This is a genomic window from Candidatus Nitrosotenuis aquarius (assembly GCF_002787055.1).
GTDB lineage: Archaea > Thermoproteota > Nitrososphaeria > Nitrososphaerales > Nitrosopumilaceae > Nitrosotenuis > Nitrosotenuis aquarius.
This window is the reverse complement of record NZ_CP024808.1, coordinates 532,660-555,582: the sequence shown is the minus strand read 5'-3', so window position 1 is coordinate 555,582 and position 22,923 is coordinate 532,660. Positions and strand designations below refer to the sequence as shown.

General features: G+C 43.8%; 31 protein-coding genes. 13 read left to right on the top strand and 18 right to left on the bottom strand.

Annotated features, from left to right (window positions below):
- Positions 1-16 precede the first annotated feature (16 nt).
- Positions 17-493 (bottom strand): SRPBCC family protein, encoded by a 477-nt coding sequence (locus NAQ_RS03375; RefSeq protein ID WP_162858619.1) that lies wholly within the window; start codon positions 491-493, stop codon positions 17-19.
- A 76-nt stretch (positions 494-569) separates the two neighbouring features.
- On the opposite strand from NAQ_RS03375, the gene NAQ_RS03370 reads away from it, so the two are divergent.
- The 4 genes from NAQ_RS03370 to NAQ_RS03355 are packed head-to-tail and all read left to right on the top strand — an operon-like array spanning position 570 to position 2,950.
- Positions 570-1,838 carry a coiled-coil domain-containing protein gene (locus NAQ_RS03370; RefSeq protein ID WP_100182248.1) on the top strand — a complete coding sequence of 423 codons (1,269 nt, stop codon included), beginning with the start codon at positions 570-572 and terminating at the stop codon, positions 1,836-1,838.
- On the top strand, positions 1,838-2,251 hold the full coding sequence (locus NAQ_RS03365) for a Mov34/MPN/PAD-1 family protein (RefSeq protein WP_100182247.1): 414 nt from the start codon (positions 1,838-1,840) through the stop codon (positions 2,249-2,251). The genes NAQ_RS03370 and NAQ_RS03365 overlap by 1 nt, the downstream gene beginning before the upstream one ends.
- A 36-nt stretch (positions 2,252-2,287) precedes the next feature.
- Entirely contained in the window at positions 2,288-2,626 is a 339-nt protein-coding gene (locus NAQ_RS03360) for a hypothetical protein (protein WP_162858618.1), read from the top strand.
- Positions 2,627-2,950 carry a hypothetical protein gene (locus tag NAQ_RS03355; protein WP_100182246.1) on the top strand — a complete coding sequence of 108 codons (324 nt, stop codon included), beginning with the start codon at positions 2,627-2,629 and terminating at the stop codon, positions 2,948-2,950.
- Here NAQ_RS03355 and NAQ_RS03350 read toward each other — a convergent pair.
- From NAQ_RS03350 to NAQ_RS03335, 4 genes are read right to left on the bottom strand one after another with little or no spacing between them, the layout of a single operon-like run.
- The gene (locus tag NAQ_RS03350) at positions 2,947-4,293 is read right to left on the bottom strand and encodes an ABC transporter permease (protein ID WP_100182245.1); all 1,347 of its coding nucleotides are present in this window, start codon (positions 4,291-4,293) and stop codon (positions 2,947-2,949) included. The two genes, NAQ_RS03355 and NAQ_RS03350, sit on opposite strands and share 4 nt — an antisense overlap.
- Positions 4,294-5,340, bottom strand: a complete 1,047-nt coding sequence (locus NAQ_RS03345) for an ABC transporter permease (protein WP_100183420.1) — start codon at positions 5,338-5,340, stop codon at positions 4,294-4,296.
- Between the two features lie 37 nt (positions 5,341-5,377).
- On the bottom strand, positions 5,378-5,743 hold the full coding sequence (locus tag NAQ_RS03340; protein WP_162858617.1) for a hypothetical protein: 366 nt from the start codon (positions 5,741-5,743) through the stop codon (positions 5,378-5,380).
- A 5-nt stretch (positions 5,744-5,748) separates the two neighbouring features.
- Positions 5,749-6,168, bottom strand: coding sequence for a type II toxin-antitoxin system VapC family toxin (locus tag NAQ_RS03335; protein WP_100182243.1), 420 nt, complete (start codon positions 6,166-6,168; stop codon positions 5,749-5,751).
- Positions 6,169-6,268: 100 nt separating this feature from the next.
- On the opposite strand from NAQ_RS03335, the gene NAQ_RS03330 reads away from it, so the two are divergent.
- Positions 6,269-7,108, top strand: a complete 840-nt coding sequence (locus NAQ_RS03330; RefSeq protein WP_162858616.1) for a hypothetical protein — start codon at positions 6,269-6,271, stop codon at positions 7,106-7,108.
- Here the strand turns inward: NAQ_RS03330 and NAQ_RS03325 are convergent.
- On the bottom strand, positions 7,105-7,422 hold the full coding sequence (locus tag NAQ_RS03325) for a hypothetical protein (protein ID WP_162858615.1): 318 nt from the start codon (positions 7,420-7,422) through the stop codon (positions 7,105-7,107). The genes NAQ_RS03330 and NAQ_RS03325 overlap by 4 nt on opposite strands.
- A gap of 52 nt (positions 7,423-7,474) precedes the next feature.
- Here NAQ_RS03325 and NAQ_RS03320 point away from each other — a divergent pair, with 52 nt between their 5' ends.
- Positions 7,475-7,774: a hypothetical protein gene (locus tag NAQ_RS03320; protein ID WP_245871707.1), complete on the top strand. Its 300-nt coding sequence runs from the start codon at positions 7,475-7,477 to the stop codon at positions 7,772-7,774.
- Here NAQ_RS03320 and NAQ_RS03315 read toward each other — a convergent pair.
- The 4 genes from NAQ_RS03315 to NAQ_RS03300 form a co-directional block, all read right to left on the bottom strand.
- The gene (locus NAQ_RS03315) at positions 7,771-8,637 is read right to left on the bottom strand and encodes a cupredoxin domain-containing protein (protein ID WP_218192570.1); all 867 of its coding nucleotides are present in this window, start codon (positions 8,635-8,637) and stop codon (positions 7,771-7,773) included. The two genes, NAQ_RS03320 and NAQ_RS03315, sit on opposite strands and share 4 nt — an antisense overlap.
- A 98-nt stretch (positions 8,638-8,735) precedes the next feature.
- A complete protein-coding gene (locus tag NAQ_RS03310; protein WP_100182239.1) occupies positions 8,736-9,329 on the bottom strand; it encodes a hypothetical protein in 594 nt (197 codons plus the stop codon).
- A 20-nt stretch (positions 9,330-9,349) separates the two neighbouring features.
- Positions 9,350-9,589 (bottom strand): hypothetical protein, encoded by a 240-nt coding sequence (locus NAQ_RS03305; RefSeq protein WP_162858614.1) that lies wholly within the window; start codon positions 9,587-9,589, stop codon positions 9,350-9,352.
- Between the two features lie 79 nt (positions 9,590-9,668).
- The gene (locus tag NAQ_RS03300; RefSeq protein ID WP_162858613.1) at positions 9,669-10,586 is read right to left on the bottom strand and encodes a carboxypeptidase-like regulatory domain-containing protein; all 918 of its coding nucleotides are present in this window, start codon (positions 10,584-10,586) and stop codon (positions 9,669-9,671) included.
- 253 nt (positions 10,587-10,839) lie between these two features.
- Between NAQ_RS03300 and NAQ_RS03295 the strand changes: the two genes are divergently transcribed.
- Both NAQ_RS03295 and NAQ_RS03290 read left to right on the top strand, forming a co-directional pair.
- Positions 10,840-12,978 (top strand): PKD domain-containing protein, encoded by a 2,139-nt coding sequence (locus NAQ_RS03295; protein WP_100182236.1) that lies wholly within the window; start codon positions 10,840-10,842, stop codon positions 12,976-12,978.
- Between the two features lie 29 nt (positions 12,979-13,007).
- On the top strand, positions 13,008-13,667 hold the full coding sequence (locus tag NAQ_RS03290; protein WP_100182235.1) for a hypothetical protein: 660 nt from the start codon (positions 13,008-13,010) through the stop codon (positions 13,665-13,667).
- A 155-nt stretch (positions 13,668-13,822) separates the two neighbouring features.
- Here the strand turns inward: NAQ_RS03290 and NAQ_RS03285 are convergent, their stop codons facing one another.
- Positions 13,823-14,521, bottom strand: coding sequence for a PAC2 family protein (locus NAQ_RS03285; RefSeq protein ID WP_100182234.1), 699 nt, complete (start codon positions 14,519-14,521; stop codon positions 13,823-13,825).
- A gap of 207 nt (positions 14,522-14,728) precedes the next feature.
- On the opposite strand from NAQ_RS03285, the gene NAQ_RS03280 reads away from it, so the two are divergent.
- Positions 14,729-16,462 (top strand): DEAD/DEAH box helicase, encoded by a 1,734-nt coding sequence (locus NAQ_RS03280; RefSeq protein ID WP_100182233.1) that lies wholly within the window; start codon positions 14,729-14,731, stop codon positions 16,460-16,462.
- Here NAQ_RS03280 and NAQ_RS03275 read toward each other — a convergent pair.
- Positions 16,446-17,018 carry a hypothetical protein gene (locus NAQ_RS03275; RefSeq protein ID WP_100182232.1) on the bottom strand — a complete coding sequence of 191 codons (573 nt, stop codon included), beginning with the start codon at positions 17,016-17,018 and terminating at the stop codon, positions 16,446-16,448. The two genes, NAQ_RS03280 and NAQ_RS03275, sit on opposite strands and share 17 nt — an antisense overlap.
- 91 nt (positions 17,019-17,109) lie before the next feature.
- On the opposite strand from NAQ_RS03275, the gene NAQ_RS03270 reads away from it, so the two are divergent.
- Both NAQ_RS03270 and NAQ_RS03265 read left to right on the top strand, forming a co-directional pair.
- Complete coding sequence (locus NAQ_RS03270) at positions 17,110-17,829, top strand: hypothetical protein (RefSeq protein WP_100182231.1); 720 nt, start codon at positions 17,110-17,112, stop codon at positions 17,827-17,829.
- A gap of 44 nt (positions 17,830-17,873) precedes the next feature.
- Positions 17,874-18,125: a hypothetical protein gene (locus NAQ_RS03265; RefSeq protein ID WP_100182230.1), complete on the top strand. Its 252-nt coding sequence runs from the start codon at positions 17,874-17,876 to the stop codon at positions 18,123-18,125.
- A 24-nt stretch (positions 18,126-18,149) separates the two neighbouring features.
- On the opposite strand, the gene NAQ_RS10050 is transcribed toward NAQ_RS03265, so the two are convergent.
- The 5 genes from NAQ_RS10050 to NAQ_RS03250 all read right to left on the bottom strand — a co-directional run bounded on the left by NAQ_RS10050 (position 18,150) and on the right by NAQ_RS03250 (position 21,498).
- Positions 18,150-18,293, bottom strand: coding sequence for a DUF5679 domain-containing protein (locus tag NAQ_RS10050; protein WP_245871762.1), 144 nt, complete (start codon positions 18,291-18,293; stop codon positions 18,150-18,152).
- 106 nt (positions 18,294-18,399) lie between these two features.
- Complete coding sequence (locus tag NAQ_RS10410; RefSeq protein WP_256387165.1) at positions 18,400-19,044, bottom strand: MFS transporter; 645 nt, start codon at positions 19,042-19,044, stop codon at positions 18,400-18,402.
- Complete coding sequence (locus tag NAQ_RS10405; protein WP_256387164.1) at positions 18,993-19,673, bottom strand: MFS transporter; 681 nt, start codon at positions 19,671-19,673, stop codon at positions 18,993-18,995. Before NAQ_RS10405 ends, NAQ_RS10410 begins: the two co-directional genes overlap by 52 nt.
- A gap of 36 nt (positions 19,674-19,709) precedes the next feature.
- Positions 19,710-20,135 carry a hypothetical protein gene (locus NAQ_RS03255; RefSeq protein ID WP_100182229.1) on the bottom strand — a complete coding sequence of 142 codons (426 nt, stop codon included), beginning with the start codon at positions 20,133-20,135 and terminating at the stop codon, positions 19,710-19,712.
- A gap of 37 nt (positions 20,136-20,172) precedes the next feature.
- Positions 20,173-21,498, bottom strand: coding sequence for an HD domain-containing protein (locus NAQ_RS03250; protein WP_100182228.1), 1,326 nt, complete (start codon positions 21,496-21,498; stop codon positions 20,173-20,175).
- 206 nt (positions 21,499-21,704) lie between these two features.
- On the opposite strand from NAQ_RS03250, the gene NAQ_RS10045 reads away from it, so the two are divergent.
- Both NAQ_RS10045 and NAQ_RS03240 read left to right on the top strand, forming a co-directional pair.
- The gene (locus NAQ_RS10045; protein WP_162858611.1) at positions 21,705-21,911 is read left to right on the top strand and encodes a hypothetical protein; all 207 of its coding nucleotides are present in this window, start codon (positions 21,705-21,707) and stop codon (positions 21,909-21,911) included.
- Between the two features lie 33 nt (positions 21,912-21,944).
- Positions 21,945-22,322 (top strand): hypothetical protein, encoded by a 378-nt coding sequence (locus NAQ_RS03240; protein ID WP_245871705.1) that lies wholly within the window; start codon positions 21,945-21,947, stop codon positions 22,320-22,322.
- Here NAQ_RS03240 and NAQ_RS03235 read toward each other — a convergent pair.
- Complete coding sequence (locus tag NAQ_RS03235; protein ID WP_100182226.1) at positions 22,311-22,889, bottom strand: DnaJ domain-containing protein; 579 nt, start codon at positions 22,887-22,889, stop codon at positions 22,311-22,313. The two genes, NAQ_RS03240 and NAQ_RS03235, sit on opposite strands and share 12 nt — an antisense overlap.
- Between the last annotated feature and the right edge of the window lie 34 nt (positions 22,890-22,923).

Genomic DNA, 22,923 nt, shown 5'->3' with positions numbered 1-22,923 from the left:
CCTGCATTGTTCTGGCTTATGTTGTTTTTTCCAGCTTTGCCTTGAGTTGCTCTAGGGATTTGGCATAAAACGAGTCCATAAAGCCCAAAAACTCTAGGAACTCTTTTTTGTCCGAGTCTTGGCTGATCAAAAACGACGTCCAAGTTATCTGAGAGGCCTTGCCTTTTGGCGCAATAGATATTGTTGCGTGATATCCGGTCAGTGGCAGGCCGCTTGTCGCAACATATGATAGGTATTCTTTATCCTTCCAACCGACAGCATATTCTATTACGTGGCTGCCGTCTGCAAAGGTTATGTCTCGTGCTGCACCAACTTCGTTTTTTATTCTAGACAGTGATTCTGTTTTTTTGACATCTAGCACCCATTCTGGCAGACCCGTATAGTTTCCAATAATCTTCCACAATGCTGAAATTGACGTGTTGATTATGGCACTCTGGCTTACCGTGCCGCAAAGGCTGCCGTTTTTGTTTTGGCTTAGGATCTTAGATGGCATGCTTTTGTTCAAGATCTGACTGGCTTTAAAATTTAAGATACGACAAATATACATTGGAACTGGATTCATAGAAATCATGGTTTTTGGCTGGGGCAAAAAAAAGCAAGAAGAGCAAGAGCCTGCCACATCTCACACTCTGAGAATAGACGAGCTAGAGCCAATCCTGGCTTCAAAAAAGGAAGAATTGCGCAAAAAAATCACAATACAGTCGAAGCCGTTATTTTCTGAGATAGAGCGCGAGCTGAACCACATCTACAAGATAATTGACCACCTAAAAAACGACGATCTCAAAGTAGACGACATTGAAAAAATACTGCGGGTCATAGTAGTCAGGGCCAAAACCGAGGTAATCGACGTAATATCAAAAGAATCCAAAAAGTCACTACCTGTCGTTTCAACATTTGAGGATGTGGCAAAAACCGCGGATGCATCATCGCACACCCTAAAAAAAATCGGCGATGTTTTGGGCAAGCACAGTCGCGTCATTCACGTTTTTGCAAAAAAATATGCCCAAGACCTCAAGGACCACCTCGCATTGCTGACAGAAAACCACACCCTGATAACAAAAATGCTTTCCGACTATTCAACACTGGAGTCCTCATCCGGCGTGATCAAAGATACCATGTTGAAAATCCAACACTCCACACAGGAGCTCATGGACATCGAACATCACATTGCACAGCTGCGCAAGTCTCAGGAATCGGCACAAAATCTCTGCGAATCCACACAAAAACAAATCATAGACACGCACACCTCTTCAGAGTATGCCCAACTCTTAGAATTAGAAAATAAAATCACACAGATAAAGTCTCAAGAAGAAAAGCTAGACGGGCAAATTGACGACGAATTCTCCAAGGTTTCGCGCCCGCTTGGAAAGTATGTCTATGTCACATCTCTGGACAAGTCCCTCAAGTCAATACTTGAAAGGCTGCTGGAGCGACCGTCCAAAGTAATTACAACAGAAAGCAAAGAATCCATAATCACCATTTTGGAATCATGCATGAAAGGAATTGTCTCTGGGACGGTATCTGTCAAGGAAACCGACAAGTCAGTGGATCATATCACACACCTGATGTCGATTCTTGACAATCTAATACAGCAAAAAAGGAGCATCCAGTCCCAGATCCAGGAAATAGAAAAACAAGCATCGGCATTTGATCGCAAAAAACTCGAATCCCTTGAAAAACAGTTATCGAAATCCAAATCCGACCTGGCTGATGCTCAGGCAAAAATAAAAAACCTCCAATCCGAGCTGGAGCAAAAATCCTCACAAAGGCAAAAACTATTCCAAGACCTCAAATCCTCACTGGAAAGACTTGGAATAAAGGGCGAGCTGACACAATAATGGGCACCAGGCCAGAGCGCAAGGTGTTTTTAAAAAAAGAAGTCCATGATAGCATTTTGTCATATTGTAAAATGAAGCACCCATACGAAGCAATTTTGATTCTCAAGGGCAAGTCCAAAAAGGGAATAATCACAATAGACGGGCTTTCAATTCCACCGTTCTCCTACAGCGACCAGACGTTCGCTGGCTTTCCACAATCATTCTTACCACTAGACTTGGCATATGTCGGAACCGCTCACTCGCATCCAAGCGGCTCTGCAGAACCGTCAGTTACGGACCTGCACAATTTTTTTGGACTGGTGTCAATAATTGTGCAATCTCCATATGAGAATGACACTGACATTTTTGCATGGGATAGCCAAGGAAATCAAATCCCGATAATTTTTGAGTCAGATGATGAGCAAAAAAACTGACAAAACTTTAAATCCTTTTTAAAGGCAATTACTGTGTTGTATACCTACAAAAAATACCTCATCTACCTGTTTGCATCGCTTGCGTTTAGCATAGGAATTCAATTATTGTTCACAGCCATGGGACTTCCATCATATGTGGGTCTTGGCGTGGCACTGGCAGTTTTCATTCTCTTGCCGCTCTGGATTAGGCGAAGCCAGATGAGCAAGATGCGCGGATATGGAGGAGACTCGTCAGGTGGGGGAGGGGGATTCTTTGGATTCAATTCTGAGGGCGGCGGAGGTGGAGTAAAATACGTCTGCCTTACCTGCAACCACAAATTCAAGGGTGCCACATGTCCAAGATGCGGCTCCAAAATGAAGCGCGCAGATTTCTAAATGACTCTGGATGCTCTTAGGACAAAGGCAATCTATCAGAATTCAATAGATACTTGGATTGCAGCATGCGAGGAAAAAAATGTAGACTGGTACGAGCCGGAAAACTATAAAAAATTCATCGCTCACCTCTTCCAAAACGGGCTGTCGCTCAAAAAATTCCCACTCTGCATAAAGGAAACCGGGGGAATGTACGAGCGTGGAAAAGACAAGACTACATTTGCAGAATCCTTGGCACAACTAACCGATCCCAATGCCGCAGCTTACACCATCAAGCTAAACGACAGCGCACTCAAAGTTATCCGCGACTTCAACTTCTCAAACTAGCGCCTAAGTTTTGGATTTACCGTGGACTCGAGCGAGTTTCCAATAAAGACAAAAGCAAGGCCAGTTATTGCAACCATGACTCCTGGCGGGATAATCCACCACCATAACCCTCGAGCTGCTGCCCCATGGGACTTGGCATCATGCAGAATTTGGCCCCACGTTGGATATGTTGGGTCTCCTAGACCCAAAAAGCTAAGGCCTGCCTCTGTCGTTATTGCCGCGGGAACAGAGATTGCGATGCTTGCAAGCGCATAGGGCATTATCTGCGGGATAATATGCCTGAAAATAATCTTGGAATCCTTTTGACCCATTGTCTTTGCCGCATCTACGAATTGTCGCGTCTTGATTTGCAGTGCCATACTGCGAGAGACCTTGGCAACTCCAACCCAGCCGAAGATCATCAAAAATCCAATCATCAAAAATATGCTGTTTGATGTCGTAACTGAAAGAATTATCAAAAACGGTAGGGCGGGGAGCGCATAAATCACATCATTGAGCCGCATCATGGACTCGTCCGTATTTCCTCCCTTGTATCCAGCATAAACCCCAAAGACCAGTCCCGAAATGACGGAGCCAAATGCCACCACAATTCCAATGAACAATGCAATTGGTGTTCCCCAGAGCAGTCCTATTGCCAAATCGCGTCTTAGCTCGTCCGTTCCTGCAAGGCCAAAGACCTTGCCGCTAAGCACAATCTTGGAGTCAAACACGTCTACATCGGATACTGCAATTACAAACTCGTATTTTCCCTTTAGCGTCTCATGTCTGTCTGTTTTTGCAAAGATTATCTCTTTTGCACTATATTCATGGATTGGATATGCAAAATAGTCGGACTGTAGCCTGAGGTTTTTTTTGATGGACTCGTTTGTCGAAAATATCTTGTCAAAATAATCCGCCTTATGATCAGAGTATGGGAGCGATGATGACAACACCTTCAGAGTTATTCCATCTGGTCTTATCACACTGATTTGCAGAATCGGAGAGCCGGAATATTCTGAATTGAAATTAAGCAAAAACTCGCCTGGAAAATAATCCGATGTATAGTCGACGTCAAATCTCTGAATAATGGCAGATTCTGTTTGTCCCTGCCTGAGTGTTATGTTTGAGGAATCAAGAATCTTGTGCTCTGGTATTTTTTTGCTCAAAAACCAGTTTACCCATTCTGGTTGGGCAGACTTGGGAAGCTCCGTCCATCTCGCGGGATTGTTCCATTGCTTGTAGGTATCGACAGGTATTGCAGATATGGTAACAATGGATGCTGCCACTAGGCATGCAAGCATGGCAAGGCCTGCCAGTCCTATTCTGCTTTTTGTAAAACCAGCCTTGATTTCGGTATAGTCCATCTAACCAGTCCTGATTCTTGGGTCCAAGTACCCATACAGCAAGTCAGAAACAAAGATGCTTACCAAAAAGAACACAGTCAGAACATATGTGGCGCCAATTATTACAGGCAAGTCCATTAGCGTGATTGCCTCAAAGTAGAGCCGACCCATCCCAGGCCAATCAAAGACTGCCTCTGTGATTATTGCCCCGCCCAATGATCCGGATAGGCTCAAGGCAAGAATGGTGACAATTGGCGGCGCAGCGTTCTTTAGTGCGCTACCGAAAATTATTTTGCGCTGCTTGATCCCAATTGCCTTTTTTACAAAGATAAAATCTTCCTGCATTATTCCTGCCATAAAATTCCTAACCAAATATGCCCATGTCCCAAATCCGATTAGAACAATTGTGATTATTGGCAGTGTCATGTGGTACAACAACGATACTACGTAGCCTGGATCTGTTGGGGGAATGAGCGGTGTTGCCCTTGCAGGAAATATCGCATACCAAAAGGAAAACGTAAAGATCATGAGCAGTCCAATCCACCAGACGGGAAAACTGCTACTGATAATGGCAAACGACGATGTTATCTTGTCTGTTTTGGAGCCTATCTTACTTCCGGCTGCCGCGCCAACCAAAATCCCAATTATTGAAATGATTACTGTGGCGGTAGTAAAAAGAAGAATCGTTCTTGGCATCTTTTCTAGAATTATGTCACCGACACTAGTAGAGCCAGAGTCGCTAGTCAGAAATGCGGAATGTCCAAAATCCAAAATCAGAATCTTGTACATTGCAAGGCCTATTCTGTTTGGCGAGTGCCACGGCTCATCTAAGCCAAGCGCCTTGGTGCGCTTTTCTATCTGGGATTCAATGTACTGGTTTAGCTCATCCGTTCCGGCAAAGCCCGACATCAACTCCTTGTTTTCCACTATTTCTGCGCGCACCTGTATTGCAATTCCCTTTTTTAGTATGGAATCCATGTTAGAGCCGACAAGCAAAACCGTCAAAAACAGGGTCGCCATCAGGACTCCAAACAAAACCAGCGCGCGCTTGGCAAAATACCGCTTGATGCCCATCACACCAAGCTAGCAAATTTAGCTTAAAATCTTATTTGCCCAATGTCGGCTTGATCTCTAGGTGGGTCAGCAGGTTCACCATGGCAAACGGCTTGTCTATTAAGTCCAGCGTTTCCTTTACTGTTTCAAATTCCTCATCACGTGGAGTCATGTATGGGGAGAGGAAAAAGATCCGCTGTTCTGGGTTTGCCATCCTTATTTCGTCTTCCAGATTTGTGTCAATGTCTGTTCTGATCGGCTTTTCCAGAATTACCATGTCGTACTGGTTTTTTGCAATTACCTTGTCTAGGCATTGGCCGTGGTCGCAGACAAAGTCTGCGTCATATTTTTTTTGCTCAAAAATGGACCGATACAACTGGATTATTCTGTCATTTTGCTCTAAGACCAATGCCCTCATTTTTTCTATCCCCACCTAATGTAATTTCTAGGCAAAAATGCCTGGACGCCTTCCATCTTTGCTGTCTGCAGCAAGTCCCTGTCAAAGCTGACCAGAGTAGAGCCGGTCAGTTTTGCAGTGGCCAAAATGAGGCTGTCTGATCTGTGACACTCGTAATATTTCTCGTTGATTCGCTGCGATTCTGTTAAAATTTCATTTGTTTTGTCCACCATGATTGGCTGCTTGCAGTGCTGATAGACTCGCTCCATCGTAGATATTGGATCAGAGCCGGTAATCTTGCTTACCTCGCCTAGAATTATTTCTGGCAGGACAAGTTTTGATTTGTATTTCTTCATTCGCTTTGCGATTGGTCGGAGAATTCTTCCTTCCTGGATTTCTTTTATGATTACATTTGCGTCAAGAATTACTGTCTGCGCTGATTCCATGAGAATACTTAGCCTCAGATATAAAAGCGATTTTGCAAGAACTGTATCATGTTACAATTTGTAACAAGTCGTTAAATACGCACAAAATCGCCCAATGGCGTTGTCTAAAGACGACAGGTCCTTGGCAGGAAAACTAGATGCGGCAATCGAGAATCTCTCGATTTGGTACAGAGTAACACTTGTCATGGTAATCATTGGATTGCTATCGCTGTCTGTTGTAATATCGCTGTCTCAATTTACATTCCAAGAAGAAATCCACAAGCACGGAGAAATCAAGGAAATCAAGGACGAAGAATCCGGCCTAGTCGGCCTGGCATTTGTACCTGATACAGAACAAGTCTTTTCGGCAGAAAGCATTCTGAAATTATACACAACACAGGTCTGGCTCATGGCAAGCAACGGCGTCGTAATTGGGTTGTTGTCGTTTCTGTTTTTGTGGATTACTGCACGGGGGCAGTCGTACAAAAAAGAACTCAAGTCCATAGAAAGCCAGCTTATCCGCCAATCATATCTGGTTAATTTTGAGACGTCTCTGCCAGAGGGAGAGACCAAAGTCGACAAAATTCTAAACCACTCTAGCTTGGTTTTTCCAGAACTGCAAGCAATAATGAGCAAGGCAAAGCCCGGCGAAAAAAAACTACCCTACAAGCAAAACCAATCAGTTGGCGGAGAAACGATGGATGTCGTGGTTTCAACAAAAAAAGGATATTTTGCAGTCAAGTTCTTTGACTCTGTATCAAAACAAACACTAGAACAATTCGCAAACAATCTGTCAAAGTCCGGCAAACCATTCTTCAGAGTATTGTGCATTTCAAAAAACTTTGATGACGAGCTGCAATCAGCCCATCTTGGCACAATACTGCAAAATCTGGAATTAAAATTTGACATGGACCTGATCTTCGAAGACGACCAGGGTTATTCGATGCTGTGGATAAACTAGACTTCCTTGTGGTCTCGCAGGCCAAGCAAATATTTCACATCGGGATCAAAGCTGACACATTTCAGAAAAGCAATTTTGCCTTTTTCTGTTATTTTGTACTCGAATTTTGCCTTTGGATTCTGACTTTCCCTAATTTCGATAAATTCCTTTTTTGCAAAACTCTCCAGGATAGCTCGAAGCCTTTCTCTGTTTAGGTCAGAGCCCGGAGTTCCAGTGGTGATTTGCCTCAAGTTCATCCATGTTCCAACCTTTGATAGATACCCAAGTATGGCAATGTTGGTGTCTCCTGGGGTTTGGTTGAATTTTCGCTCCACTTTCAAATCAAAATTTGATTGGTATTGTTTATGTGTTCTACGAGTAAATTATTTGCACAAAAAACATACAATGATCGCAATCTATTCTAATGCGGCCGATCTAACATACCCAGTGAGCGCAAGCACAATACGCAAGGCAAAAAAGCTAGTCGATGAGGGAAACGTAATCAAGGTAGACGATGACATCTTTCAGGTAAGATCGTCTTCAGACCCCGAAAAGTCCTACATGGTGACGCTTGACTCGTGCGACTGTCTTGGCTTTAAGAACTTTTACACGTTTCACCACGGAAAAGGCCTCAAGGCAAACTGCTCGCACCTAGAAGCCGTGAGAATATTTTTGCAAAAAAACTAGATCTGAATTATCCCGTTGTCGCTTAGGTATTGGAGGCTCTTTGCAAACTCAGTGTCTGATATTTGGCCTGACGCCCACCATCCTGCACTGGACTTGAACCATGCCGGGATGACTGTGTTTTGTGCCGTCTGAGACTTGTGAATCTTGATTATGTTCTCTTTGGCCAGGTATTCTATTGCCTTGACAAACTCCGAGTCTGTTATGGAGTCATCTGCCCACCACTTGGCGTCGGTTCTTATCCATTTTGGAATCTGCTCAGTTATCTCGATGCTTGTTGCCCCTACTTGGGTCGGCAAGCCGTACACGATTTTGAGTGTGTATGTTCCAGGGGCCAGCTGTCTTATTGTATCTGTGTATGATCCTGAATCATCAAAGAGGCCATGTTTTACACCAACTAGGGAATCGCCCTGATATGTCAAAATATCATATGGGGTTTTCCTAAAGTCATAGTGTACTTGGCCTGTCAATGAAACATCAGAGCCTATCTGAATTTCTGAGACAATTGGGTTTGTAGTTTCCGGCTGGGACTCCGGTGCAGTTTCTACTACCAATTTTCCTGCAAGCCATGGGTGAATCTCGCAGAAATAATAAAATGCAAAGTTTTGCTTGACATCAATTTTTACGCTGCCTGACTTGCCTGGCTCTATTGCTCCTGTCTTGAAGAACTTGCCTGAATACTCTGGGTGTGTGCCAATCCCGCTTGTTACGCTGTGTGTGGCGGAATCTTGGTTTTTCCATGTTATGGTGTCATCGCCGCTAAACGGCAATGTCTCTGGATAGAATTTTAGTCCGCTGTCTTGCTGTGATGTGCCGTCTAGGATGGTAACTTGGTAATTTTCAGCATGTGCCAGCGGAAATGTCATCCCTAGCAGTACTAGTCCAAAAATCAATATTTGCAACAGACTAGGCTTTGGTATCTGATATTTTCTGAGTTTGTTTGTTCAGAATGTACAAACCTGATTCAGGCTTGCACCATCTGTGGCTTAAAGGCGCGCCTGTAGAACCATAGCAATCCCAATACCTCTATTTGCTCTACAAACATTATGAGGTGCAGGTTAACAAGCCAGCCATTTGTGGTGTCGTTTATTAGAGCATATGATATTGCAAGAAAATACTCCAAGTATTGCAGCTGCGTAACTCCGATGATACCGTTAGTTTGCGGCCCCTGCAGCCTTGAAATGTCGTCCCTGTCAAGTTTTGTTGCAAAGTTTTCTGCGATTACCTGCTTGTCCTCAAAATATTCAGTGTTTCCTTTTTCTACCAGCAGAATGGTTGTGCCAAAATACACGCAAAACACTACCAAAGTCAGAACTATCCACTTGGCGGATCTTCCCCAAAGTGTCTTTGTCATTTGGTTTTTGAACATGATGCCGACTTTGCCAAGTTTTTCCTTTTTTACTAGGACCATCAACACTATGGAAACTGCAGATGCAATTCCAAGCATCCCAAGCCAGTGGTCCAAAAGGAACTGACCTACGAGCAATCGCACTGGCAAAAATATGGCACTCGTAAATCCTAGGATTATTGTCTTTTCTTTGAGGTCTGTTCTGTCCATGTTTTTCCTATGATGTCTGCCTAGAGCTTGGTTTTGAGGTCCTTGAGATACTTGACGCTTATTCTGTAGGCACGAATTGCAGAGTAAATCTCAAAGAGCTCCTTGTATGTCGGGTCTATCTTTTTGAGGTCTTCCCTGTTTATGCCAAAGTCCGTAATCGTCTGCCAAATGTTCTCAAGCGAGACGCCTTCTTCGTCTACTAGTATTGAAGAAAGATACTTGCCTATTCCCTTGCCTAGACTGATGCGTGTTGACATCATGCCCGCCATTCTTTAGGTCTGACTATATCTATGGCGGAACTTGATCGGGTTTTTTGGTTCCAGATTGGAACCGGAAAATTTACTTGAAATATTTGTTGTATGTGAGGCCCTTGACTTTTTTACTGCTTATTTTTCTCTCTTCTTGGGTCTTTTTCTTGGAGTGGTTTTCGGTATTGTTTTCGGCACCTACCTTCTGTGCTTCTTCATGTGTTGTTGCTAGCTTCTCAAAGTAGGCCTTTCTTGCGTCTTCTAGTGAGCCTCCTGCATCTAGGATCTTTTTCATTTCGTATTTTGCCTCCTCATAGATCTGACGTGTGTGGTCCATCTGGGCACGTATCATTGCCTTGAGGCGAGGATCCTTTTTGGCAATGTATTGTTCTTGCTCATCATATGAATAGACACCTGCGCCGGGCTTGGTTGCATTGACTGCGTCACTTCTCCTTTGTTCTGATATGTCACGCTTTTCCTGCAGCGCTAACTTTTTTGCCTCGATTTCATTTTGTTTTAATTTTCTTTTGTTCTGTTCTTCTATGAATTTCTGGTATTGTTTCTGCTTTAGGGATTTGTATGGGTCGTTTTTTGTCTCTTTATCAAAATCCCTGCTATAATACAAGTCATCAAAGGTGCTAACGCCGGTTCCGATCTTTACTGATGCCTTGCCCATGCCCTTAAGATCAGCTACTGTGGCAGTGATGCTTGCTGAAAATATTCCGTCCGTTTGGGCTTGGCCAAACTCGTATCTGAAATTGCCCTCTTCATCAGTTGTTGTGCTGACTGAGCTGTCTGCAAAGCGGATCTGGACTTTGGCTCCAAAGACAGGCTCGCCTTTTTGGTCCAGTATTGTTCCCACAAGCACGGGCTGCTCGTTTAGTCCTATTTGGTCCTGCTCAAATTTTGCAGTAATCAAGAGGTCCCACGGTTTTGTGGCAAATGCACCAGTATGTGCAGTAACCAAAATCGCTCCCAATATTATGGCGGTGATTGCCCACTTCAACATGTAAAACTCTGATCGATTTTTTGTTAAATCCACAAATCAAAATGTCACAAGTTATAGATCAGTTATTTTTGAGCAGATTTCTGATCTCAAATTGTCCGAAATTGATCGTAAAAAGAGATCTGGTGAAATGATCGACATTTGATCACATTTTGGACAAAACATAAAACAAGTGATCCGTGATCAAAAAATTGATCCACAAAGTGTGCCGATTTGAACGAAAGCTTTTAATCGGCGTATTTTTACGATACAAACGTTGCAACTAAAATCACTCACAGTTTTGATGGCATTACTAGTTGGTAGCATGATTGTATCTCCAGCATTTGCTGCAGTTACACCATCGACTCAAAATGTCCAAAACATTGCAAAATCTGGCGACTTTGTAACCCTGATGGGCGAAGGAATCGATCCAGACGATGACTCACTTACAATCTCTTGGGCCCAAGTCGGCGGAGAAGAAGTCGAACTGACCCCATCAAACACCGTTGCAGAGCCAACCTTCAAAGCACCAGAAGTAGAAAATGGCAAAGTCAAAATCCTAACCTTTGAGTTAACCGTAGAAGATCCTTATGGAGAAATTGATACTGATTTAGTTAAAGTCACTATTTTACCAAGAAACCAACCACCAACTGCTGATGCGGGAGACGACCAAACAGTGGAAAAAGGCGACGAAGTCACACTTGACGGCTCTGGTTCTGACCCAGACGGTGATGCACTTACATACCACTGGTCACAAATCGACGGTCCAGTAATAGAACTAGATGACCCTTCATCACAAACACCAAGCTTCGACACCTCAAGTGTAACTAGAAGCACTGGTATTTTCAGATTCCAATTAACTGTATTTGACGGCTTTGGCGGAATTGCCAAAGACACCATGATAGTAAAAATGACTGCAGGCAAACCAACACTAATCTCTGCATCTGCAGGTCCTGACCAAATTGTGGACGAGGGCGACTCTGTACAGCTAGAGGGTACATGTGACGACAAGCTTGACAGAGAGCTGAGCTACTCTTGGGTACAAACACTAGGTCCATTTGTGGAACTATCCTCAAACGCTGACTCTGACCCAACATTTGTAGCACCAGAGATTCCAAACGGCGAAATCGTTCCAACAGCATTTAGATTTACATGCCAAGCAGACGGCGGCGGAACAGCAACCGATGTTGTAATTGTCAGAGTCCGACCAGTCAATGATGATCCACTGGCAGATGCAGGACCAGACAAGAACACGATGTCAAACAGATTTGTCTACTTGACAGGTTCCGGTTCTGACCCAGACGGAGACATTATCAAATATTCCTGGAGCCAAGTCGACGGCGAAGATGTAGTAATTGCATACCCAACAAAGGGTGAGGCAAGATTCAAGGCACCAGAGGTTTCAGGCGGTGCATCAACCGAGTTAACATTTGAATTAACAGTCACTGACCCATACGGTGGCGAAGACAGCGACACCGTAACGGTAACAGTAGTATCTGACAATGTTAGAGCATCTGCAGATGCAGGATCTGACCAAGTCGTAGATGAGCAAACCGAAGTCACACTTGCAGGCTCTGGCTCTGACCCAGACAGCGAAGAGATTACATTCTCTTGGAAGCAAATAGGCGGCGAGGCAGTCGAACTATCGGACACTGAATCTGCAGAACCAACATTTACTGCACCAGTAGTGGCAAACGGCAAAGTCAAGATACTTGTCTTTGAGCTACGCGTAGCAGATGAAAACGGCTTCCCAACCAAGGATATTGCCAAAGTTACAGTATTACCAGTAAACACACCACCGGTGGTTGATGCGGGAGAAGACCAAGAAGTAGAGATTGGCACTACCGTCTCACTTGCAGGCACTGCATCTGATGAAGATGAAGAACCATTGACATACCTGTGGAACCAAATCTCCGGTCCCGCAGTGGAACTATCTACTGCAACAGAACTAGAGACAGCATTTGTGGCTCCAAAGACCGAGGTTGATACTGTAATCACGTTCCAGTTGATTGCAAACGACGGCTCCGAAGACAGCGAGCCAGACACCGTAGATATCACAGTTAAAGGAACACTAGCAAAGGCAATGACTGCATATGCAGGCAAAGACCAGCGAGTCCCAGAACACTCTGAGGTAACACTCTTTGGCTCTGGCAAGGACCAGATGAAGAACAAACTCAACTACAACTGGAGACAAATCTCTGGTGAGCAGGTAGAACTCTCTGCAAATGACATTGCAAAACCATCGTTCATTGCACCAGAAGTTGCAAACGGTGAAACAAAGACACTGGTCTTTGAAATCACAGCAAGCGATGGAACTGGACGAAGTGCAAAGGACACAGTAACGGTAATTGTAGAGCCAATCAACGGCGCACCAACTGCAATTGCCAAAGTAAAGACTGTGCGAGAAGCAGTATAATCTGCTAATATCTTTTCAATTTTGATTACTTGGATTTAGAAAAGTTTCAGGACGATGTCTACACGGTAACAAACCAACTTGGCAAAAACCTGGCTCCAGATGACATTCCAAAGCTGAACTTTGTACGACAGCGACTAATCGAATTATACAAGCAAAATCTAGTCAAGATAAATCACTCTGTTTTGGAGCTAATCTGCGCCGCAAATCTGGTTGCAAAGGGATTTGCAGTGGATGTGGAAAAGCCACTGACTGGCTCACTAGTGTGTGATCTGTATGCAAAAAAAGACAACAAAACCGCAATAATAGAAATAGAAACAGGTTTTACTCCGCCGGAGCATGCGCTGGATACCATCGACTACTATGTTTCCAGAATAATCAGCAAGATTGCAAGATACAGCAAGTACTGTGACGAGTTTTCGCTGGCAACGCCAGTAATTGGGATGCTGCCAATCAACAAGCTGTTTCTTAGTCCGCCATCGCAGCGACCGCACCCTGAAATCAAAAAAATAAAATCACTCTGTGATACGTTTTACAAAAATCCCCCAATTGAATTTGACGACATACTAAATGCCAAGCTTGACGCAATTTACCTAATCAACATAGACAAGGGCTTTGCAAAGCAGATGGACCCAAAATCGTATTACTCTCTGACTGCGGCGATACTGGAAAAAAGCGAGATTGATCTCTGACGCAGTCCTAAAATATGACTATATCGTACTAAACAAAAGATGATTTGCGCCAGCTGTGAAAAACACAAGCATTATGAGTGCATCGACTGCCAAAACGACCACAAGACAGAACTGTGCACATGTGACTGTCACTTGGATTCAGAAATGCACAAGCACTAGTAATCTACTTTCCAGTCAGAGCGCAACTTTTTGTCAATCTCGCTTGCCAGCGCATCCAGTTCTTGCGTAGGGCCAAAATTCTGGTACGTGAGTTTTTCAAGCGTCTTGATTATGCTCTTTGCGGCCCTGTATTGAGGGATGGATGGCTCGTCGATTTCGCCATACAGGCCAATCCCGTAAATGTCGTTTAGCTTTGCATAGCCTAGGATCAACCCGTTAAATCCGGTTATGACTGACTTTGTCGGAGTCATAAAGACATCAAGCTTTTCTAGTTGCTTTGATAATTCTTGTGATGTGGTGGTGATGAAGGCCTTTGGCTCTTCGCGTATTATCCTTGGCGTATGAAAGCCGCCTACTGTATAGATGAATTTGACTTGGTATTTTTTTGCCACGGAAATGACATCCTGGCATAATTCATGCAGCTCTTCTGTTGTCTTTGGCTGGCCTGCACCCCCGCCAAAGATTATCAGGCTTTGGCTGTACTTGTAGTCCCAGCCCTCCTTTGGAATTTCGATGTAACCTCCCCTATCTAGGACATATGACAGTTCGGTTGACTCTGCTCTTCTGAACGGCGTGGTCTTTTTTGCCTTGTTTAGAAAATCAATTACAATGTTTCCAACGTTTCCCATGTCTTGTAGGGCTGCAATGATGAGTGGTTTTTCTACCGCAGGCTCGGCAGTTTGTGTGAACTTCAATGCTTGGGTTTTATTGGTAACTGATTAAAACTTTGGCAAAGGGCAAGCTAATTTTGGAATAATAGTAAGTTCTATTTCATTTTGTGAAAAATTATCTTTGTTGAATCCGGTTTTGCCAAAATTTTTTACAATTTTGGTGCAAGAATCGATCAATAATCTCAAGATTCATAAGGGAAAAAAACAACCCAACGAAGATCATCGAGGCTTATGACTAATTTCGGCACTCTGGAATATGTACTGGACAAATTCTCTGGCACGTGGAGCTGGAAGGTAACAGGCGAGCGAGCAGTAGCCATGGTGTCCAGAATAATCCCGCAGGCCTGGTATGGCGACGGTGAATATGAGGCAATTGTCCCAGACGAGCCAAAAAATGTCGCGCAGATCAAGTGGATTATGGACAGGTACCCACTGGAGATTCTGTCAAAAAATGTCTGGCAAAAAAAACTACCGCCGTCCGCCAAAGTGATGCCAAAAAAGCCAAAAAAGACGGAACGACTGCAGCTTGCGACTCCTGGAAAACAATTCAAGGGAAACCTGCTTAATTTTCAGCGCGAAGGCCTTGACTTTTTGCTAAAGTCTGCTGGAAACGCACTGCTTGCCGACGAAATGGGCCTTGGAAAAACGGTTCAGTCATTATCTTATTTGGCATCAGAACAAAACGCATTTCCGGCACTGATTGTGGCGCCTCTGGTCACCCTGCAAAACTGGCAAAGAGAGATTGAAAAATTCCTGGTGCGAAAAAGCAGAAACGGCAGACTAGTGGAAGGCGAGGCGCCAACATCCACCATAATCAGGGTGGGCAAATCCGAGGCGCTTGAAAAATATGATTTCTATATTATCAATTATGAATTATTGTACAAAAGATACAAGGACCTAGCAAAGCTTGGCCTCAAAACAATCGTATGTGATGAGGTGCAGAACTTGCGCTCCAAGACCACGCAAAAATATCATGCAATCAAAAAACTTGCAGCACTGGAATCTGTCAAGTACAGAATTGGATTATCCGGCACGCCAATCTATAACCGGGGATCGGAGATTTGGCCAATCGTTGATATCTTGCGCCCGGGGCTGCTAGGCAGCTTTAAGGAATTCTGCGAATATTTCTGCTATGTAAATGAAAAGGGAAAGGCCATAGTTTTGGAAAACAAGCGCGAGTCCCTCCGAAACATGCTACAAAAACACGTAATGCTGAGGCGCAAAAAAACAGACGTGCTAACTGAGCTCAAAGAAAAAATCCGCTACAAGGAGATAATCGACTCTGATATCAACTACTATAACAAAGAACTGGAGAGAATCTGGAAAAAGCTGGAAGATGAGCGCAAAGAGGCGCAAACGGCATTTGATGCGTCCACTGCATACCAGCGGGCAATCCAAAGCGAAAGGCAGGCGGCAGGGGCTGCAAAACTTCCACACGTCATCAACTTTGTCAAAAACATAATGGAAATAGAGGAAAGTGTAGTAGTGTTCTGCCACCACAAATCAATTCATACATTGTTGCACCAGAGCCTCTCTGAGTTCAAGCCCGCATCAATAATCGGAGGCCAAACAGACAAGCAGAGACAAGACAACATTGACTCGTTTCAGGGCGGCCAGACAAAGCTGATGATTGCGGGACTGCGTGCAGGAAACGTCGGAATTAATCTGACTAGGGCAAAATATGTGATCTTTGCGGAACTTGACTGGAGCCCTGCAATACACCTGCAGGCAGAAGACAGACTCCACAGAATAGGCCAAAAAAATACAGTCTTTGCGTATTATTTGATTGGAAACGGAACGCTGGATGAGCATGTTGCGCGCGTTCTGGTGGATAAGAGCTACGAAATTGACGCAATCATGGACAACAAGGTAGAGTCATTTGAGAACAAGGGCAAAGCAGAGCTCATCTTGGCGCAAATCCAGGACAAGGTCAAGGCAATAATGCAGGCTAGTCCAGCTCAGTAGAGATTTTTTGTATTTTTTCTAGGATTTCTTTTATTTTGGTATTGTCTAGCTTAGAATTTTGAATTTTAGTTGAAATGTCTTGGAGCATTTTTTGCAGTTGTGACTTTGGGTCCAGCGACTGTACTTGTAGGAATTCATTTCCTTCATGTGTGATTTCGCAGATTTTGGTGATTTTTTCGTCCTTTTTTATTGTGGTAAAAATCAGCAATCCGTGCTTTCTGGATTCGTCGATTTTTTCCTGTATTGACTGCGGTTCTTCTAGCAGATATTTTACAATGTCTGGCTCTTCAAATGACTTTACCTGGAGCAGCCTCAGGATTCTAGTCTGTAGTGGGGTGTCTTTGTCCCAAAAGATCTTTTTTGCCGCATCTGTGATTCTGAATGATTCCCCGTCCAACTGGATTAGGTTGTTTTCTTTGAGGTGTGCTAGCTTGTCAAGCGTTCTACCAACACCAAGATAGACAAGATCCGAGCCTGCCAGGTCTTGCTCGTTGAATCTGTTATTGTGTGATACCGCCAGGTGCAAAAATGCCAAATCTATTTGGTCAATCTTCATATGTTCTCTCCAAAAAATATCGTCTGGCCAAATGTCATTTACTGGTAAATTCATGGCATCTAATTTATGTGTCCTAGTTGAAACTTGATTGTTGTCCGAAGATCTAATCAACAAAATACTGGAGCTCATCCGGTCTGGGAGGGGGGACGCTGGCAGGCTAAATCACATTGTTCAAACCCTGAGGCGCGGGGCACCGTTGTATTCCTCGGATCAAAAATATGTTGACTCATTGCTGGGCTTGAATGCTAGGCCTGATCCCAATGATTCATCTGTGACAACCGAGCCAGAAAAGACAGAACAAAACGATCTGCGAGAAAAACTAGCTAGGGGCGAAATAACAATTGAGGAATACGACATACTCACAGAACTGCGCAAAAAAAGATCCACATGCAGACCATCGTGGCGCAAAAGCAAAAAACTGCACCTGATCCTCTCACTGGCCCCTGGACTTGTGGGGCTGCAAGGGCTAGGATACTTTCAGCTAAGAAAATACCGGCAGGGAATCGAAGTATTGGCAGTATCTGTAATTGCTGTTGTGTTGTTTTTTGCAATTCCCTCAATACAGAGAAGCGATGAATCAATTCTACCAAGTGATGCCGCTCTTCGCTCAATAGTGGTTGCGGTTTGGCTTTCTATTCTTGGCTGGCAGTTTTATGACACAAAAAAACTCTATGAAGAGTACATCACAGACAGAAGGGACAGGTCATACAAAAGCAGGCAGCTCCGCGGCATTGGGCGAAAATACTGTCTTGTCATGGGCGGCCTCGGGATGCTTGCTCTAATTGGAATAGCACTTACAATAGTTTTCTAATTATCAAAATGGCTATATCGGGCATGTAAAGTCCATAATTTGCCTTGGATTTTATGCTAGAAGAAGAATTAATTGATCTTCTGACATTCTGCCTGCAGAATCCAGACTCGCCAGATGTGGCGTCAAAAAAGCAAAGAATCACGGAAATAGGAAAGGAATTGTTTGCAGACGGTGGAGCAGACGCACTAGAAAACATGTTCTTTGCGCTAAAGAACAGAATAACCGAGGAGATTGGCAAGGACCCAAGTCCGCTAAAATCGCTTTGGAATGGAATAACGCCAGAGTGGAATTTCTAAATTGAAAAAAGGATCAGAAAAGGCTTATGCCTTTCCGATTCTAAATATAGCTGTTGAACATGATGGACATGTTCCTTTTGTTGCAGGCTTGCCGTTTTTCATTGTGACTGGCTTGATGCCTGACATTTCTCGTTTTGCTCTGCATTTTACGCAATAGCCTATCATGATGTTCTGTTTTGGGCAGATCCTCTATTAGCGGGATCCTGTAAAAATTATTTAACAGAATAGTGGAGCGGGGATCTTAATTTCGCTGATCAATTGACAGCAATCCTTATCAATTCAGCTCTATTTCCTTGGTTTCTCGGCTCAAAATTGTTGGAATTATCACTATAATCGCACCAATCATAATATTGATGCCAAGTGCAACTGGAACAAATTCTGCTGATACGCTGTTCATTAGGGATAGCGCAATTAGCGGAGACCAGGAACCAAAGATCAATCCGGCATTGTATGAGAATCCGGCCGCGCTGTTTCTGATTGTGGTTGGGAATCGCTCTGAGAAAAATGCAGGTATTGGCCCCGATGCAGTAGACACTATGAACGCAAAGATGATTACAAACAATTCAAACCACTGGTCTTTTTGCAAAACAAGTCCTGCAAGCGGAATTGAAACCAACATGGATGCAGAGCAAAAAATGATGATTGATTTTTTTCTGCCGATTTTTTGCGAAAGCCAGCCTGTCAGTACCATGCCGAGCCACGATGATGTCGTGGCAAATATCATGAGCCTTGCGATTTCACCCTTGTCAAATGTGCCAAATTGCTGGAGATATGTGGGCAAAATGCTAATCGAGCCGTGGTACATGTATACTAGGCCAGTCATTATTGCTGCACACAGGATGAACTCTTTTTTGTGCGCACCTAGGACTATCGCAGGGGTGTTCTCTCCAGGGCATTGTTGCTGTGTGCCTTCATCCACAATGGTGACTCGTCCATGCTGAATCGAACAAAGAGGGCTACTAGTCCTGGAATTATTCCAGTAAAGAAGAGGATTCTCCAGCCCCATTCCTCAAATGCAGGCCCTGGGTACAGTATTGTTATTGTCTGAAACGCAATTGCCGCAAGCAAAAATCCAAATGAAAACCCACTCTGCAAAAATCCTGACAATGCTCCGCGCTTTTGTTTTTCGACACTTTCTATTGTGAGGACTGCGCCACTTCCCCACTCACCTCCGGCAAATATTCCTTGGACTAGCCGAACCAGTATGAGCAAGATTGGCGCAATTATTCCTACCATGATATATGTGGGTAGCAATCCCACTGCAAAGGTTGCAAACGAAAATCCCAATATTGTGATTATCATTGCTTTTTTGCGGCCAAACTTGTCGCCGTAAATTCCAAAAATAACGGAGCCGAGCGGCCTCATTATCAGAGTGACAGTGTATGATGCAAATGTCGCAATTATGCTAAATGCTGGATTTTCCGATGGGAAAAACAATTGTGAAATTGACGGAATTACCAGCAACATTAGGACAATGTCGTATCCGTCAAGCGACCAGCCAAGAAAGGATCCCACCGCAATTTTCTTTTGCTGGCTTGTAAGACTCAACGATTTTTGGTATGTCTTGTACTATTTAGTCGTAAATTAGCTGACTAGAATTTTTAGATCTGTTTTTTGCGCCAGTGCATTTGCATCCTTGATGGAGTCCCAGACATAGATTTGTGCGGTGTAGGTTCCTGGCTTTGTTGGGTTCCACGATATTGCAGGCGACAATGACTGCTGTGGGTTGAGCGATGCAGAGATCCAGGTAAGCTTGTAGATTACGCCTGCGCCGTCTACTATTTGCACAATATACACAAAGGTCTGGGGCGTTGCCTGCTTGTTTACAATGTCTGCTGAAATCTGTACCTGCTGGTTTGCGTTGACGTTTTGCGAGAGTGCCTCGCCAAAGGAATTGAGCAGGCGTGGGTTTTTGACTTCGGCTCGCTGCGTGCCGTCCAAGGCAAAAACAGTATCAAATGAGGCAAAAGCCAAAGTACAGATTGCAAAAATAGCAGCTAACCTTAGCACGAAACAATACAAAATTGTGCAGTACTAAAGAGTTTGCCTATAATTCTATGCGGTAATAGTCCCAGCGCTCTGGGTCGAACTTTGTGACAAACTCTGCCTTTTCTTTTCCCTCGATTCTTTTTTGTATGACGTCTCGGAGTGCAAAGCTGGTCAGGTACTGGTAGTTCATCGAGTGTGCCTGCATTGTAAAGAGGTGTCTCATCTCGCTTCCGCCATGGAGCCCCCAGTAGCCCATCTTGAGCGCAATTGGCTCTAGGAAAACAGTATTGTGCTTGCCATAGTTTTGGTCTACTATCTCTGGCCTGAGGGTGTAGTTTTCTAGCGGTCCGCCCTTGGCAAAGCCGATTATTGGGCCGTCGGAGCTGCCAATGCGCAAAGTATTCAGAATTGTTTTTGGGTCTTCGACTGTTTTTACAAAATTTTCCCGGTTTATCTGAAGCGGGGTTGGGAGCTCGTTGAATATTTCAAATAATGTGGACTGGAATTCTCTGTCTTGCCTTGAGCGCATTGCTTCTATTTTTGGAACCAGTCTTAGGTTTTCATAGAGATAGTCAGATTGGATTTTGATCTCTTGTTGTCGCAGGTTCAAAAATCCTGTCACTGCGTCCATAAAATTTTTTCTCATGTTTTTTGGCAATGCATGTAATACGGTTTCGCACATTTCGGATTCGCTGTTTAGCAGATCTTCAAAATACCCAACAGAGCGCTTTACAATAAACGACGGGTGCCATGCCAATGCGTGTGCGTTTTTCTTTGCCATGTCCATTGCCTTTGCAAAATCCCCAAGGGAATATCCGCCGACCCTGTCTATTACGGACAACAGCCAGCCCAGGCGCATATAATAATCGCGCATCTCCGGGCTGTCTTTTGTGATTGGGAACGAGTCAAAGCATCTTGTGATTTGTTCTTCTGCGTGCTCTTTTAGCTCGCCGCGCCATGGGTATGTGGTGCGCAAAATGAGTGCCATGATTATGTTGATGTCCAAGTCTGCGTCTTTGAGGAGCTGGCCCAAATGCTGGTCTTGTGTTAAAAATCGGATGACATTGTCCTCGTGTGGCTTGTCGACACTTTTCTGGGGATCAAAATCATGAAACAAGGCCGCGGCATACAGATACTTGAAGTCTTCCTCTCTGATATTGTTGAGGATGCTTTTCCATTTTAGGACAACCAGGGTCACATAGGTCACCTCTAGCTCATGTGTGATGTTGTGGTATCCATAGTATTCCTTGCCAAGCCCCTGGGTTTCAAAAAGCCTGATGGTATAGTCTAGCATTTTGCTATAGCAGGGACTGTCCAGCCCACATGACACTGCCAGATTCAGAATTTCGTTTCGCAAGGTCTGTGGATTGGCAAACAGCTGCATTAGTGTATGCTTGGCCAGTCAGTTTTAAATCTGTAGCTAGATTTTTCGTGTAAAAATTGTAATAAAATTTGCAAATTTCATAACAAATTTGCTTTTGTTACTATCATATGCAATATTGGCAAGTGTGTGTCTTTGGTGTGCAAACAGCACTTTTGGCTTGGTGTACACACACAAGGTCTTGTACTGAAATTGATTTTTGAAGTAATATGAGCGCAAAACTCGGTCAGGCGAAAATACGATCATCAATTATGAATATTCTTGATGAAGGAATAACAGAAAAGACCAAAATCTACAAAAAACTCCAGTCGGAATTCGGCATTTCCCAGTCCGAGGCACGGCTTGCATGCAAGCAGGTCAAAATCGATCTGATGCTAAAACTCAAGGCATTGCAGTCGGGAGTCGTAGAATTCTAAAGATTCAATACCGTTTCTCTTCTTTTTTGTTTTGTGGCAATTAACAGGGAAATACTGGACAAACTAATTGTTCAAAAAGAAAAAATCACACATCTGATAATCCAAAACAAAAATTTTGCAGCGGAATCCTCAGAGATTGTTTTTTCCGATGTCCCTGTGAGCAGGCCCACTACCAGGGGAGGCGTATATTTTTCTGACACCACTGCATACAAAGCAAAAATTCTAGTCACGGATTTTTCAATATCTCAGTTGTTATCGCAGGCAATGCTTGGCCCAAACACAGAGTTTGCAAAAATTCAACTGGTGCCAGAGTCTATTCCTGTGCAGATATTTGCGAACCTGACAAACTATGTGCAAAAAAGCACAGGCATTGAGCTAAACCTGACAATAATGCACACTCTATCCAAATGATGCCTTGTAGTACTTGTCATAATCCTTTCTGGTTTCTTCGTCTGAGAGGACTTCATATGCCTTGTTGATCTCAGCAAACAGCTCAGCACTCTTTTCGTCTTTTGACTTGTCGGGGTGGTATTCCTTTGCAAGCTGCCTGAACTTTGCCTTTATCTCTTCTTGCGTTGCCTCCATTGACACCCCAAGCACTCTGTAATAGTTTGGCAGGGCGGAGTCTTGCATCATCTTGCGGAATTCTTGAGCCTCTTTGGATTTTCTCTCTCCAAAATAATCCTCATCGTCGCGGTTCCACTCGGAGTGGTATTTTTCATAATCGCGATTTTTCTTTGAATCAAACTCTTTTTTCTCATAGTCTGATTTTCTGCGCAAAATAATGTCTCGTGCAAGATACAAAAACAGGATTATGACTGCTATTGCTATTCCAATCATGGCTAGCCGGACGTCTTCTGGGTTGTAGTACTCTGAAATCTCCTCGGATCCTCGCTGTGGCTTTTCCATTATGACTTGTCCATATACTGATACTGGTACCAACACAAGTGCCAATGCCAACAGTGCAAGCTTGCTCATCGTGTTTCTGACTGGCTCAAAATTTTATTAATAT

Bases quoted from the DNA above. Each gene is read 5' to 3' on its own strand.
- NAQ_RS03250 (WP_100182228.1), bottom strand. From the start codon at position 21,498: ATGCAGCTGTTTGCCAATCCACAGACCTTGCGAAACGAAATTCTGAAT.
- NAQ_RS03335 (WP_100182243.1), bottom strand. From the start codon at position 6,168: ATGGAATCAGCGCAGACAGTAATTCTTGACGCAAATGTAATCATAAAA.
- NAQ_RS03310 (WP_100182239.1), bottom strand. From the start codon at position 9,329: ATGGACAGAACAGACCTCAAAGAAAAGACAATAATCCTAGGATTTACG.
- NAQ_RS03300 (WP_162858613.1), bottom strand. From the start codon at position 10,586: ATGTTGAAGTGGGCAATCACCGCCATAATATTGGGAGCGATTTTGGTT.
- NAQ_RS03315 (WP_218192570.1), bottom strand. From the start codon at position 8,637: ATGACATTTCCGCTGGCACATGCTGAAAATTACCAAGTTACCATCCTA.
- NAQ_RS03340 (WP_162858617.1), bottom strand. From the start codon at position 5,743: ATGAGGGCATTGGTCTTAGAGCAAAATGACAGAATAATCCAGTTGTAT.
- NAQ_RS03375 (WP_162858619.1), bottom strand. From the start codon at position 493: ATGCCATCTAAGATCCTAAGCCAAAACAAAAACGGCAGCCTTTGCGGC.
- NAQ_RS03305 (WP_162858614.1), bottom strand. From the start codon at position 9,589: ATGATGTCAACACGCATCAGTCTAGGCAAGGGAATAGGCAAGTATCTT.
- NAQ_RS03370 (WP_100182248.1), top strand. From the start codon at position 570: ATGGTTTTTGGCTGGGGCAAAAAAAAGCAAGAAGAGCAAGAGCCTGCC.
- NAQ_RS03280 (WP_100182233.1), top strand. From the start codon at position 14,729: ATGACTAATTTCGGCACTCTGGAATATGTACTGGACAAATTCTCTGGC.
- NAQ_RS03365 (WP_100182247.1), top strand. From the start codon at position 1,838: ATGGGCACCAGGCCAGAGCGCAAGGTGTTTTTAAAAAAAGAAGTCCAT.
- NAQ_RS03350 (WP_100182245.1), bottom strand. From the start codon at position 4,293: ATGGACTATACCGAAATCAAGGCTGGTTTTACAAAAAGCAGAATAGGA.
- NAQ_RS03355 (WP_100182246.1), top strand. From the start codon at position 2,627: ATGACTCTGGATGCTCTTAGGACAAAGGCAATCTATCAGAATTCAATA.
- NAQ_RS10045 (WP_162858611.1), top strand. From the start codon at position 21,705: ATGAGCGCAAAACTCGGTCAGGCGAAAATACGATCATCAATTATGAAT.
- NAQ_RS03275 (WP_100182232.1), bottom strand. From the start codon at position 17,018: ATGAAGATTGACCAAATAGATTTGGCATTTTTGCACCTGGCGGTATCA.
- NAQ_RS03235 (WP_100182226.1), bottom strand. From the start codon at position 22,889: ATGAGCAAGCTTGCACTGTTGGCATTGGCACTTGTGTTGGTACCAGTA.